This window comes from uncultured Pelagibacterium sp. (genome assembly GCF_963972885.1).
GTDB lineage: Bacteria > Pseudomonadota > Alphaproteobacteria > Rhizobiales > Devosiaceae > Pelagibacterium > Pelagibacterium nitratireducens.
Genome location: NZ_CAXAXY010000009.1, coordinates 41399 through 53861, shown reverse-complemented (window position 1 = coordinate 53861; position 12463 = coordinate 41399). Strand labels below are relative to the sequence as shown.

13 protein-coding genes are annotated in these 12463 nt (G+C 59.7%); 7 read left to right on the top strand and 6 right to left on the bottom strand.

From position 1 onward, the window contains the following. The coding region (locus AACZ55_RS03320; protein ID WP_339643014.1) for a hypothetical protein at window positions 1-1711 on the bottom strand (1711 nt) is incomplete at its 3' end. A gap of 228 nt (window positions 1712-1939) precedes the next feature. Between AACZ55_RS03320 and AACZ55_RS03315 the strand changes: the two genes are divergently transcribed. Next, on the top strand, window positions 1940-2389 hold the full coding sequence (locus AACZ55_RS03315; protein ID WP_338607671.1) for a MerR family DNA-binding transcriptional regulator: 450 nt from the start codon (window positions 1940-1942) through the stop codon (window positions 2387-2389). Window positions 2390-2612: 223 nt separating this feature from the next. Further along, window positions 2613-3275, top strand: a complete 663-nt coding sequence (locus AACZ55_RS03310) for a response regulator transcription factor (protein ID WP_339643010.1) — start codon at window positions 2613-2615, stop codon at window positions 3273-3275. Window positions 3276-3278: 3 nt separating this feature from the next. On the opposite strand, the gene AACZ55_RS03305 is transcribed toward AACZ55_RS03310, so the two are convergent. After that, a complete protein-coding gene (locus AACZ55_RS03305; protein ID WP_338607669.1) occupies window positions 3279-3704 on the bottom strand; it encodes a VOC family protein in 426 nt (141 codons plus the stop codon). Window positions 3705-3775: 71 nt separating this feature from the next. Between AACZ55_RS03305 and AACZ55_RS03300 the strand changes: the two genes are divergently transcribed. Further along, entirely contained in the window at window positions 3776-4372 is a 597-nt protein-coding gene (locus tag AACZ55_RS03300) for a TetR/AcrR family transcriptional regulator (RefSeq protein WP_339643008.1), read from the top strand. Here the strand turns inward: AACZ55_RS03300 and AACZ55_RS03295 are convergent. Continuing rightward, window positions 4369-5982: a hybrid sensor histidine kinase/response regulator gene (locus tag AACZ55_RS03295; protein WP_338607667.1), complete on the bottom strand. Its 1614-nt coding sequence runs from the start codon at window positions 5980-5982 to the stop codon at window positions 4369-4371. The two genes, AACZ55_RS03300 and AACZ55_RS03295, sit on opposite strands and share 4 nt — an antisense overlap. Before the next feature lie 144 nt (window positions 5983-6126). On the opposite strand from AACZ55_RS03295, the gene mscL reads away from it, so the two are divergent. The 3 genes from mscL to AACZ55_RS03280 all read left to right on the top strand — a co-directional run bounded on the left by mscL (window position 6127) and on the right by AACZ55_RS03280 (window position 8725). Further along, window positions 6127-6567: a large conductance mechanosensitive channel protein MscL gene (gene mscL / locus AACZ55_RS03290; RefSeq protein WP_338607666.1), complete on the top strand. Its 441-nt coding sequence runs from the start codon at window positions 6127-6129 to the stop codon at window positions 6565-6567. Between the two features lie 444 nt (window positions 6568-7011). After that, window positions 7012-7647, top strand: a complete 636-nt coding sequence (locus AACZ55_RS03285; protein WP_339643004.1) for a LuxR C-terminal-related transcriptional regulator — start codon at window positions 7012-7014, stop codon at window positions 7645-7647. A gap of 382 nt (window positions 7648-8029) precedes the next feature. Then, window positions 8030-8725 (top strand): glyoxalase superfamily protein, encoded by a 696-nt coding sequence (locus AACZ55_RS03280; protein WP_339643002.1) that lies wholly within the window; start codon window positions 8030-8032, stop codon window positions 8723-8725. A gap of 140 nt (window positions 8726-8865) precedes the next feature. On the opposite strand, the gene hemA is transcribed toward AACZ55_RS03280, so the two are convergent. Next, on the bottom strand, window positions 8866-10146 hold the full coding sequence (hemA, locus tag AACZ55_RS03275) for a 5-aminolevulinate synthase (protein ID WP_338607664.1): 1281 nt from the start codon (window positions 10144-10146) through the stop codon (window positions 8866-8868). A 435-nt stretch (window positions 10147-10581) separates the two neighbouring features. On the opposite strand from hemA, the gene AACZ55_RS03270 reads away from it, so the two are divergent. Further along, the gene (locus tag AACZ55_RS03270) at window positions 10582-11244 is read left to right on the top strand and encodes an OmpA family protein (protein WP_338607663.1); all 663 of its coding nucleotides are present in this window, start codon (window positions 10582-10584) and stop codon (window positions 11242-11244) included. Window positions 11245-11313: 69 nt separating this feature from the next. Here AACZ55_RS03270 and AACZ55_RS03265 read toward each other — a convergent pair whose 3' ends face one another. Beyond that, entirely contained in the window at window positions 11314-11982 is a 669-nt protein-coding gene (locus tag AACZ55_RS03265; RefSeq protein WP_338607662.1) for a L,D-transpeptidase, read from the bottom strand. A 67-nt stretch (window positions 11983-12049) separates the two neighbouring features. Beyond that, window positions 12050-12397 carry a hypothetical protein gene (locus AACZ55_RS03260; protein ID WP_339642997.1) on the bottom strand — a complete coding sequence of 116 codons (348 nt, stop codon included), beginning with the start codon at window positions 12395-12397 and terminating at the stop codon, window positions 12050-12052. Between the last annotated feature and the right edge of the window lie 66 nt (window positions 12398-12463).

Below are 12463 nucleotides of genomic sequence, written 5' to 3'. Positions count from 1 at the left end.
CGCTTTCGGTAAGGCTCGATTTCGGCTTGGCCGGCCTGTCAATTACCGCAGGATCGACCGCAAAGTTGGGTTCGGGCTCGACAACATCTTCGATGTCTGCCGGTTCATCTTCTGTTTCGACAACGGCCTGACCAAGAACGCTGCGCGCTGCACCTGTGGCCGGATCGACCGGCATGGCATCTTCGGGCTTGCGGCGGGGCTGGGACCGAGCCGTGGCCACCGGCTCGGCGGGTGTCGGTTCACCCGAAAGGCGCTCGGCCGGCTTGTTGTTGAGCATGGCTTCGAGCCGGGCAATCCGGTTGTCGACCTGCGCGATTGAATTGCGCACGCCCGACAGATTGCGTGCTTCTGTGCCGTTCTCTTCTGCCCGCGCAAAAAGTGAAGCAAGCCGGTCTTCGAGCGCGGCAAGGTCGGCCTTTTCGATGCCATCGGCTTCGGCCGGGCCGGACAACCCCTGTGTCCGGCTCGCGATCATCTCGGCCAGAGCCTCAAGATCGGGGCCGCGCGCAGCACCCGCGGGCTCCAACTCGGCAAGAGCCTTGAGCTGAGCACCGGTTTCATCAACCCGCCTGGCGATCTGGCGCAACTGGGCTTCGATGGCATCGACCGCGGGCGTTTCGTCCGGCTTTGCCATCGTTTCCAGGCGCTGTTCGAGCTGGACAAAGCGCGGTTCGATAGTCTGGGCAATGATGTCGCGCAGTACCGAAACGCTTTCGGCCAGCATTGCTGCTTCGTCGCGCGATGGCGCTTCGATGGTCGAGATGCGCGCGCTCAGGGCGTCGATCTTTTCCAGAAGGCTTGTCGGTTCTGCGGGCTTGCTGACAGCCTCCGTCAGCGCTGCCATATCCCGGCTCAACCGCTCGATATCGGCTGATGGCTGCGACTGGCTGGCTTCGAGGGTGTCGATGCGGTCATAGATGGACCGAACGCTCTGCTCGATTGTTGCCATGGCCTGCACCTGGCGATCGTCGGCCAGTGCGGCCTGCTGGGCGTCACGTTCGCTGGTCTGGAGCTGATGGCTGACGAGCTTTTCGATCGTGGCCGTGAGGTCTTCGATCCGCCTTGAGGTAACATTCTCTTCCGACTGGCGATCCGAGACGAGCATTTCGGCAAGGTTGCCGATCTGCGCTTCAATCCGTTTGATCTGGCCGGTCTCTCCCACGGCGCCCGCCAGCAATTCTATGACCTGGCTCAACTGGTCGATCTGCGCGGCGATGTCCGACTTCTCGCCCAGCGATTCCAGTCGCTGGCCGATCCGGTCTTCAAATCCGGCAATTTTTTCCCCAATGGCATCGAGCGACTTTGCAAAATCGGAAAGTTCGGACTGCGGGGTGGGTGCCGGAACGGTGGGGGCTGCGGGCCGGGGTGCAGATGGAGCGCTGCCGGTCTGGCGCGCCCGAATCTGATTGATTGCGTCAACAACGCTTTCGCGCATCACCGGACGGTCTTCCGACGAGCGGTCGGCAAGCCGGGTCACGGCATGGCGCACGCTGCGCAGGGCCTCGGAATGGCGATCGGGCTGGTGCGGTGCCGGATGGGGCGGCGTGGTTGCAGGAAGCTCCCCCGTCGCCTGACTGGTCGCCACCTGATCTTCGACCTGATCGAGCAGGGCCACGAGTTCGTTTCGCAGGCTTTCCCATTCGGCCCCGTTGGACCGGCGAAGGGCGGTTTGCGGCTCATCCCAGTCGTGATGTGGATTCGTTCGCGCCATAATGCTTTCCGACAGGCTCCCGACGGTGCGTCAACCGCACCGCTTCCGGCGATGGAATCGCCTAGCCTGACTTTCGACAGTTTATGGTAAATATCGCGTTAACCCCGTTTGCATTCCGCATTGATCCATCTGCCAATTGTGCGCATGGATTGCGCCCGGTCGCCGTTCGTGGTGATGTTCGGGAGATCGCCAAGCCGATCAGCGACAAGGTAGAAATAAGACAGAAAAATGAACGGACCAACCCGCAAGGACCGCGCAACGCGCCAGAGCGAGGGGCCGGCAATCTATACGATTGCCGAACTTGCCGACGCGTTTTCGATAACGCATCGGACCCTGCGCTTTTATGAAGACAAGGGCATGCTCCGACCCCGCCGGGTGGGCAATAAGCGCCTCTACACAAACCGCGACCGTCTGCGTCTGCGCATCATTCTCGATGGCAAGCAGGTTGGACTGACGCTGCGCGAAATCCAGGAATATCTCGACACCTACGATCTGCGCGACGGCTCGTACGACCATCTGCGCCGGGCGCTCGACAAGGTGCACCACCAACGCCATCTTCTCCAGCAACGGCGTTCGGCCATTGAGAAGTCCCTGGCCGAACTGGCCCGGGTGGAACAGATCATCGAAGGCATGCTGGCCGAACCCCAGGACCCGGACGGGCGGGGCGATATCATATAACCGCGCTGAGTTGAGGGTCGAATCAGGCCGCCGGCATGGCCGATGATGTGGGCAGTTGTGGTCGGGAAAGAGCGCTACCGGCTCGTCTTGCGGCGCTCAATCGGCCCAAATGACCACAAACGCTTGATTCACGACACGATCTTCGCATTATCTCCATTGTGTTTACTCTTGGGGTCTAAAAGTCTCAAGAACCGTTCCTGCCCCGGCGAGGTCCCGCGCCCCAATGAGCCACCGTATCATCATCGTTGACGATCATCCTCTCTTCCGCGCCGCGCTGCGCCAGACGCTTGAAGGCCGGGACAGCGACACGGTGTTCGAGGAGGCCGGCGATATCGAAGGGTTGAGTGCGGCACTTGAAGCCAACCGCGACTTTGATCTCGTCCTACTCGACCTCAACATGCCCGGTGTACGCGGCTTCTCGGGCCTGCTTCTTTTGCGGGCACAATTTCCCGAAGTCCCGGTGATGATCGTCTCGGCTGTCGAGGACACCTCGGTCATTCGGCGGTGCTTTGATCTGGGCGCATCGGGGTTTTTGTCCAAATCCGAATCCGCGGCTCGTATCCGCGAGTCCATCGACACCATACTGGCGGGTGGGCTGTGGGTGCCTGAGGGCGTCTCGCTCGATGGACAGGACGAGCAGACCGAAGTGCTCGCCCGGCTTGCAACGCTCACCCCGCAACAGATTCGCGTACTGATGATGCTTTCCGACGGGTTGATGAACAAGCAGATCGCCTATGAGCTGTCCATATCGGAAGCCACGGTCAAGGCGCACGTCTCGGCGATCCTGCAAAAACTCAGCGTCGACAGCCGCACCCAGGCGGTGATCGCCGCCGCCAAGATCGAGCAGGGCCAGTTTGCCCAGCTCGTCGAGGATCAACAGGCCTAATCATTACTGCGGCAATGCCTCGGGAGCGTATTGTGCAGCAAACTCGGCGCTGGGCGGAATGGGTTTTATCACATCGACCAGGACCCCGTTGGGATCGGTGACGATGAAATGGCGCTGGCCGAAATCTTCGTTGCGGATATCGAGAACAATGCTCACGCCTGCCGCTTTCAGCCGGTCATATTGAGCATCGACATCTTCGACTTCAAAACTTAGCAAGACACCACCGGTCTGGCCGCGATGCCCTTGCGGAATCGTATGGTGTGATTTGTCCAGCACCGCAAAGTTGATTGCCGGGTCGGCACTCGATTGCAGGTGGACGTACCAGTCGCTGTCAAACAGCACTCGGAACCCAAAATTTTCGACGTAAAACGCTGCCGACGAGGTCACATTGTCGGTCATGACGACCGGATAAAAGCTGGTGGGATGCATGGGACTTTCCTTCTACCGAAAAGAAACATACTGTCTGTATGTAAGTTTAAAATAACATACAGGCTGCATGTATGCAAAGCGAATCTGCAAAACGGAGCAACAAGGAACGATCGGATGCAACCCGCGCCGCGCTGATCGCCGCTGGACGCCAATTGTTTACCGAGCGGCCATATGGCGAAATCGGGACCCCTGAGATCGTCCGCAAAGCCGGCGTGACCAGAGGCGCTCTCTACCACCATTTCTCCGACAAGCAGACCTTGTTTGCCGCCGTTGTTGACGCCGAAGCCGCAGCGGTAGCCCTTGAGATCGAACGGTCCTCTCCGCAGGGAACTGACCCGAACAATGCGTTACTGGCTGGTGGACGCGCCTATCTCGACGCTATGGCGGTTCCCGGGCGCACCCGACTGCTGCTGCTTGATGCGCCGGCCGTTCTCGGTCATGCCGAAGCGGAGGCCATTGATATGTGTCACAGCGCGCGCACCCTTCAGGAGGGATTGGGCATGGCCATCGAGGCAGGAACGATGCCACCGCTGCCCCTCGGCGCGCTGACCCAGATCATATCGTCGGCGTTCAACAGGGCCGCCTTGGCCATTGAGGCCGGGGGAAACCGAGCCGAATGGGAAACAGTCCTCAAAGCGCTTTTGGCCGGGCTTGCCCGTCGTGCTTAAAGTTGTTTGCTCATCTGGCTGAGCAGGGCGCGCAGGGCGGCGGGTTTGACCGGCTTATTAAGGACCGGCGTGCCGCGCGTTTCAGCCAATTGCCGAACCGCCGGTGTCTGATCTGCGGTCACCAGCACCGTGGGCAGGTGCCCACCGACGATCTGCTTGAGCCACTCGATTGCATCGAGCCCGGAGGTCTGGTCGAGATGGTAGTCCATGAGCACCAGATCGGGCACCCAGCCTTCGAGCATCCCCAATTGTGCAATTTCCTTCAGCGAGGTCGCTATGCGTACGTCGCATCCCCAATTTTCCAGCAAGCCCGACATCGCGTCGAGGATCGAACGCTCATTGTCGACGCACAGGACATGCAGTCCTTCAAGCTGGCTGCTTTCCCGTACGAGCGGCGCATCGACCGGATCGGGCGCACGCGGCGCCATGGCGATGAGCGGGACGCTGATGGAAAACCGTGAACCCTTGCCCACTGTGCTGTCTATCTCCATCGGATGGTCGAGCGCGGCAACGATGCGCTGCACAATGGACAGACCCAGCCCCAGGCCGGGCGCGATGCGGGCGCCTTGCTCGAGCCGCGAGAATTCGGTGAAGATCATCTGATGCTGATGACGGTCAATTCCGATGCCGGTGTCGATGACATCCAGACGCACGCTGTCGCCACGCCGGCGGCACCCTACCAGCACGCTCCCGCCAGGGCGGGTGTATTTGATGGCGTTCGACACCAGGTTCTGGATAACCCGGGCCAGCAGCATACGGTCCGAACGCACGGTGAATGATGCGCCAACGACCCGCAGATTGATGTTTTTCTCAGCGGCCAGGGGCTGAAACTCGATCTCGATCTTTTTCAGAAGATCGAGAATATCGATGTTGGTGCGCGTGACCTTTAGCGCTCCCGAATCCATGCGCGAGATGTCGAGTAGGGTCGACATGATGTCCTCGACTGCATTGAGCGAGGCATCGATCGATGACGCCAGTTCGGCCGTGGGCGTACCGCGCGTACGCTCGAACAGCGTCGAGGTATAGAGTCGCGCCGCATTGAGCGGTTGCAGGAGATCATGGCTCGCTGCTGCCAGAAACCGTGTTTTCTCGTGATTGGCGGCATCGGCCTTGGCGCGGGCCTTTTCCAGTTCCGCATTGAGAAGGGTCAGGGCGCGGGTCCGATCGTTGACCCGTTCTTCCAGCGTGTGATTGACCTGCTCGAGCGCTGCCTCGGCGCGCGCCCGGTCCGTCACATCCGAAAAAGAAATAAGCAGCCCGCCATCGGGCAGGAGCGCCGTGTGGATTTCGAGCTGGTGGCCCGAAATGTTGGTTCGCTGTGTCAGGGTCGTGGGTTCGGCGGTTATGAGCCGCCGCCGCTGATCGGCGACCACCTGCGGCGTTCCAGGGCCAAGATCGCCCCTCCGCGCCATAAACAGCAATATGTCGTCGAGTGGCGTGCCGGCAAGCACCAGCGACTGCGGCAGCCCCATGCCGACACGATACCGGGTGTTTGCGGTGGCCAGCAGCAGCTCGGAGTCGAATATGGCAAGGCCATAGGGAAGGTGGTCGACAGCACCGGTCAAACCGGCCTCGAATGCAAGCTGTTCTGGAACTGCGCTATCGGACATGCGGTGCTCCTAACCCCGCCCACCAGTGCTGTCGTGGCCCTCCGGGAGCGGAAATGTCAAGTCATCCCAATGGACAGGGGCCGTGAATCGGGGCTAGCTTCCGGAGGCCGCGCGGGAGCGGAAGCAAAGACAGGAGGCATAGGGATGTCATTCGTCCAGGAATTCAAGGAATTTGCCGTCAAAGGCAACATGGTCGACATGGCCGTGGGTATTGTTATCGGCGGTGCCTTCGGCACGATCGTGTCCTCGCTGGTCGACGACATATTCATGCCGGTCATCGGGCTGGTGCTCGGCGGCGTGGATTTCTCCAACCTGTTCATCGTGCTGTCCAATCCAGAGGGTGTTGCAGTGCCGTCCCTGGCGGTTGCCGAGGCAGCAGGCGTGGCCACCCTCAACATCGGTCTGTTTATCAATGCGGTGGTAAAATTCGCCATCGTTGCGTTTGCGCTGTTCATGCTTGTAAGGGGCATAAACATGCTGCGGCGCGAAAAGAAAGTCGAAGAAGCACCGGCCGAACCCGCCCCGCCGCCGCGCGAAGAAGTTCTTCTTGCCGAGATCCGCGACATTCTCAAGGCTCAAAGCTAGCCGCCCGGCCAGAATCAATAAGCAAATATGGACAAAGGCCCGCTCGCCCATGGCGGGCCTTTTCTTATCATAAGTTAGGATGCCGCATTTGGATTACGTATTTTATCCTATTGCGCTCGCTAGAATAAGATTATAGTCCTATCGCTACGTAGTCAGTGATAGGGAAGAGTCCGAACGGCAAAAACCGCTCCCTATAGCAAACTTCGTGCGCGATTCATCTTAGCAATCGCCAAGTCGATCTGAACGCAAGGCATCGCCAGCGCTGTGCCACTGTTCCGGGCCCAAGCCCGGAGGCAGGCGGGTGCTGCATGCCGGAATTTGGACGGCGCATTTGAAAGCGTGGCACCGGCTTCGGTCGGTGGGATTTGCCTTTGACGCTCAATCGGAGAGGGGGCTCGCCGTGCCAGTTTTGCATGACGCATCCCGAAAGAACTGGAGAAAGCAATGAATTCGGAAATTTCCTATCGGCCATTTCTCAACCGTGACCGACTGGTTCACATTGTCGACAGCGACCAGCCCACGTGTGACGGACTCGATGTGCTGTTTCGGCTCGAGGGCTTCCAAACGGCCATTTCGCGCAATAGCGATGATTTCATCGCTCGCTTCGGACAGCGGCGCCCGGATGTGGTGATTCTCAATTTTGACCTGGAGGGCGAGGATATGCTGCCCGCCTTGCGGCGCATCAAGGATATGCGATCGGGCATTCCGGTCTTCATGCTGGCAGATCGCCCGCTTGTTGATGGGACCGTCGAGGCCATGCGCTCAGGGGCGAGCGATGTTTTCGTAAAGCCGGTGGATTCCGAGCGGTTCGTCCGCGCGGTGCGTGACACCCTGCGGCGCGATGTTCATCTCAAACCCTCTCAGGATGGCCAGCACGAAGTCGAGATCCGCGGCTTTGCCCAACTAACGCCCCGTGAACGCGAGGTCCTGCAACTGGTTACCAACGGACAATCCAACAAGGAAGCCGGGCGCGAGTTGGGAATTTCCCCCCGCACCATCGAGGTGCATCGGGCCAGGGTCATGGAAAAGCTGGGCGCCCGCAATACCGCCGACCTGATCCGGATCGTCTTGACGAGCTAGTGCTCAACTCGGTCCTGTCTTCGCCCAGATATGGCGTGCCAGATCAGGTGCGCCGGTCTGGGCGAGATCGGCATGGACGTGGCAGTCTTGGTGACTTTTCCAACCTGCAAGCCTATTTCGGGCGCTTTCTTGTTCGCCCGGCTTTCGGGAAAGCATATGCTGATCAAATGACTTATTTCAAAAGCGCAGGCCAACCGTCCGACTGACCGGTTGACAACGAAGAGCCGCTGGTGCCTAATTTTTGTTAGGCTTGTGCAGCCTGCCGCTCGCACCTGAAAGGGCTGGTGAATGCACGCTATAAGACCCATGGTTTGACCTTGAAGGGCAGGCTGTCGGTAACGCGAGCGCTGACAAATGATCTTGCCCCAGCAAGGATCGGATCATGTTGGATTTCCCAGCACCAAAATCCATGGCCAAATCGCTGCGCGGCGCTTTGGCCGAACAAGGCCATAAGCTTTCTCATGGCCAATGCCTTGAACTCGTGGCACGCCAATTGGGCTATACCGACTGGAATGTGCTTGCCGCGCGCATGGAGCCACCGCGAACGAATAATGATCTCATCATCCCAGAGGGTTGGTTTCCTGGCTCTATGGATTCGGGGAACTTTTTTCGGCTTGGCGTCGACCCGAATGTTCCCGGTGTGGTCAGGATCGAAGCACGCGCTGGTGTCAAAATCCCCAGCAATACTTTTGCGACACTAATGCAGTCTATTTCTGCACGAGCCTACCGAAGCAAACGGCTGCGGCTTACTGCCGAATTGAAATCACGCAATGCCGGTTCCGGGGCGATATGGATGCGCATCGATCCAGGCGGTGGCGGGCGTCATCTCCGGTTTGATAATATGATGAAACGCTCTAGTGATGGTGCCCTGAACGGAGACGCAGACTGGACCGAGCGTAGCATAGTGCTCGACGTGCCCTACACTGCGGCCAGCATCCATTTCGGCTGCCTGCTGCACGAAAAAGGAGCTGTCTGGGCGCGAAATTTCCGCTTTGAAACCGTCGACGACGACGTACCCGTAACGCAAGGTGGCCCGTTTCCGCCCAACCCGACCAATCTGGGCTTTGATATTAACTGATGGGTTCGCAATCCATCTGACACCCCTTGTCCGACCAATTGCAGTTTCAATCCGCGTTAGCAAAAACGGGGCGTGTTCGCACATGCCCCGTTCGTCTCGAAATCGCGTTCGCGGACCAATGCCCACAGGGGCTGGCTATGCTATCCGCCAACCGTTGGCAGTGTCAGGTCTCCCGCGACGAGCTTGTTTTCCATCAGCTTGGACATGTCGAAATCGCGCTGCAATTCCAGTGCCTGCCAGACCGAGATCAGTGCGTCGCAAAGCTCGGCGATCATGTCGTCGGTATGGTAGGGGGTCGGGGTAATGCGCAGCCGCTCGGTGCCCTTGGGAACAGTGGGATAGTTGATGGGCTGGATATAGATGTTGTGCCGATCCATCAGCATGTCGCTGGCCGCCTTGCACAGGCGTGCATCGCCAACGATCAGCGGAACAATGTGAGTGTCGGTCGGCAGGACCGGCAAACCGGCCTCGGCCAGAACGCGTTTCACACGGCCGGCTTGGCGCTGCTGGCCTTCACGTTCCACATTGGAGACCTTGAGGTGCTCGATCGAGGTGCGGGCCGCCGCGCAAAGCGCCGGGGGCAGGGCGGTCGTGAAAATGAATTCGGGCGCATAGGAGCGCACGGCATCCACGATGGCCTTGTTGGCCGTTATATAGCCGCCCATGACGCCAAACCCTTTGGCGAGCGTTCCCTCGATGATGTCGATCCGGTCCATAAGATCGTCGCGCTCGCAGATGCCGCCGCCGCGCGGGCCATACATGCCGACCGCATGAACTTCATCGATATAGGTCATGGCGCCGAACTCGTCGGCCAGATCGGCGATCGCTTCGATCGGGGCAACGTCGCCATCCATCGAATAGACGGATTCGAACACGATCAGCTTGGGGCGCTGTTTGCCGGCCGCGGCGAGCAGGTCGCGCAGATGGTCGAGGTCATTGTGGCGGAAAATCTTCTTTTCCATACCCGACTGCCGCACACCCTGAATCATTGAGGCGTGATTGAGCTGGTCGGACAGGATCAGGCAATCGGGGATCAGTCGCGCAACAGTTGAAATCGTCGCCTCGTTGGAAACGAACCCCGAGGTGAAGACCAGCGCGGCTTCCTTGCGGTGCAGGTCGGCAAGCGAACGCTCGAGTTCGACCAGTGGGCGGTTGGTGCCCGAAATGTTGCGGGTGCCGCCGGCGCCGGCGCCGAGCTTGCCAGCCGTTTCCTGCATGGCGCCGATCACCGCGGGGTGCTGGCCCATGCCCAGATAGTCGTTGGAACACCAGATGGTGATTTCGCGGGCGTTGTCTGCGCTGTCACGGAAGACGGCGCGAGGAAAATGCCCGGCAATACGTTCGATATCGGCAAAGACGCGATAACGCTTTTCAACCCGAAGCGCGTCGATCGCATCTTCGAAGATGCCGCGATAGTCCATGAGGCCTACTCCACTGGCGTCACCGGACTAAGGTGCGGCGGCGCTTTTATACATAGTAATATGGCGAGCCTTGAAAACGGCCGCGTCTTTTCTTTAGTGTCTTTTATGCTCTGCAAAACGCAGCGCGACATGATCTTTATCAAATCGGTGGGCAGGATGTCATTGGCAAATCACACCATTACGCCCTTGCAATCGACGCCGATCGGACAGGATCGCTGCACTATAGCCATAATTGTGATCGGGTGAAGAGTACCGGCGGCGCGACCCAATGACGCGAGGACCTGCTGAAGGCGGCAATTTTGGCTCGTATCTTTGGACTGACAAATTGCCAAAGTCAGGGTAAAACCACCGCATTTGGAAACCGGCCACAATCACGTTCCTGCCGCAATTGGCCAGCAATGATCGCGGCGACAATCACAAAGCGGTGAGCTTAAAATGAAAAAACAGGCAGTTGCCCTTACAGCCCTAGCAGCGCTCTTGCTCGCTGGTTGTTCCACCAATCCCTATACCGGGGAATCCCAGCTTTCCAACACTGCGGGAGGAGCCCTGGTGGGTGCCGGCGGTGGCGCCATCGGCGGTGCGCTGATCGGCTCGGCGATGGGCGATGCCCGGGTTGGTGCGCTGATCGGCGCCGGCGTCGGTGCGCTGGCCGGCGGTGCAATCGGCAACTACATGGATCAGCAGGAAGCTCAGCTTCGCGCCCAGCTCCAGGGCACGGGCGTTTCGGTGACGCGTGTGGGTGACAACATCATCCTCAACATGCCATCCAACATTACATTCGGCGTCAACCAGTCCGATATCCAGCCCGCCTTCCAGAACACGCTGCGCTCGGTCGCCCTCGTGCTTCAGGAATACAACCAGACCCTGGTCGATATCATCGGCTATACCGACTCCACGGGTTCGGCGAGCTACAATCTGACGCTTTCCCAGCAGCGCGCAACTTCGGTGCAACGTACGCTCGCCCAGTTCGGCGTCGACCCGCGCCGCTTCTTTGTTGAAGGCCGCGGCATGGCCAACCCGATCGCCGATAATTCGACCGAAGCGGGCCGTGCCCAGAACCGCCGCGTCGAAATCCGGATCGTTCCGATTCGCAATTAGCCGAGACGGAATCTGTAATAAAAAGGGCGCCCCGGCAAACCGGGGCGCCCTTTTCCTTTGGACCAGGCCTTAAAGAACGACGATCGTCGAGCCGAACCGCACAGCGTCGGCGAGATGGATGACGTCCTGATGCAGCAGACGCACGCATCCCGACGAGACGGCATGGCCGATGGTCCAGGTCTCGCCGGTGCCATGGATGCGGTAGATCGTGTCGCGATTGCCCTCATGAATATAGAGCGCGCGGGCGCCGAGCGGATTGTCGAGCCCGGGGGGCTGGCCATTGCGCCATTTTTCGAGTTCTGGTTGGCGATCCACCATTTCCGATGGCGGTGTCCAGATCGGCCATTCGCGCGAATAGGCAATGTGCCCGCGGCCCGACCATTCAAATCCGGCCCGGCCCAGGCCTGCGCCATAGCGCATGGCGGTGCCGCCGTCTTCGACGTGATAGAGATAGAAATTCGGCGTATCGACAATAACCGTCCCGACCTTTTCGCTCGTCGGGTACGGAACGCGCTGACGGTAATATTTCTGGTCGAGATAGCGCAAATCGACCGCCGGAACGGCAAATTGTTCCTCCGGCATCGCCGCATACATGGCCACCACCTCCGGCGAGATCGGCGGTGGCAGCTGAATTTGGGTTCTTGGTTGCGTGGTGGTCGTACAACCGGCGGCAGTGGCTGCGAGCAGGCTCGAAGCGCCGGCCATGAAGCCGCGCCGGGAAAGGGTCAGTTCGGACATGTCAAAATCTCATGGTTTGGCGGCGCAAAGCGCTCACCAGTCAAAAAGGATGGGGCGTGGCACGATCTCAGGCGCGGGGCGGGGGAATATCGAGCAATTGCGGCGGGTCGTCGTCGACTACCAGCTCCATAGGAGCGGGCCAGCAATTATGGGCATCGGGTTTGGGCGGTTGTTCGACGCGGGCAAGATCGGCATGGAACTGGCACCCCGGTACGAGAATGCCCAGACCCATCTGCTTCCAGCAACGGCCGAGCTTTTCGGGCGCCTGGCTGTCGAAAGCAACCTTGGCTGATGCATCGAGACAAAGCGCGTCCACGCCAACCGGCAGCGTCTCGGGCGCTCGCGCCGAGGCGAACGAGGCCGAAACCAGCAAGAGCCCGAAGGCGAGCATCAAAATGGGCAAGTAGCGCGTCATGGCCTATGGGTTACCGCATCAATAGTGGCGCGAAAAAGGCGCTCACCGGTCACGGAGCAGTGATGG

Coding starts and splice junctions, on each gene's coding strand:
- AACZ55_RS03315 (WP_338607671.1), top strand. CDS start 1,940: ATGAACGGACCAACCCGCAAGGACCGCGCAACGCGCCAGAGCGAGGGG.
- AACZ55_RS03310 (WP_339643010.1), top strand. CDS start 2,613: ATGAGCCACCGTATCATCATCGTTGACGATCATCCTCTCTTCCGCGCC.
- AACZ55_RS03305 (WP_338607669.1), bottom strand. CDS start 3,704: ATGCATCCCACCAGCTTTTATCCGGTCGTCATGACCGACAATGTGACC.
- AACZ55_RS03300 (WP_339643008.1), top strand. CDS start 3,776: ATGCAAAGCGAATCTGCAAAACGGAGCAACAAGGAACGATCGGATGCA.
- AACZ55_RS03295 (WP_338607667.1), bottom strand. CDS start 5,982: ATGTCCGATAGCGCAGTTCCAGAACAGCTTGCATTCGAGGCCGGTTTG.
- mscL (WP_338607666.1), top strand. CDS start 6,127: ATGTCATTCGTCCAGGAATTCAAGGAATTTGCCGTCAAAGGCAACATG.
- AACZ55_RS03285 (WP_339643004.1), top strand. CDS start 7,012: ATGAATTCGGAAATTTCCTATCGGCCATTTCTCAACCGTGACCGACTG.
- AACZ55_RS03280 (WP_339643002.1), top strand. CDS start 8,030: ATGTTGGATTTCCCAGCACCAAAATCCATGGCCAAATCGCTGCGCGGC.
- hemA (WP_338607664.1), bottom strand. CDS start 10,146: ATGGACTATCGCGGCATCTTCGAAGATGCGATCGACGCGCTTCGGGTT.
- AACZ55_RS03270 (WP_338607663.1), top strand. CDS start 10,582: ATGAAAAAACAGGCAGTTGCCCTTACAGCCCTAGCAGCGCTCTTGCTC.
- AACZ55_RS03265 (WP_338607662.1), bottom strand. CDS start 11,982: ATGTCCGAACTGACCCTTTCCCGGCGCGGCTTCATGGCCGGCGCTTCG.
- AACZ55_RS03260 (WP_339642997.1), bottom strand. CDS start 12,397: ATGACGCGCTACTTGCCCATTTTGATGCTCGCCTTCGGGCTCTTGCTG.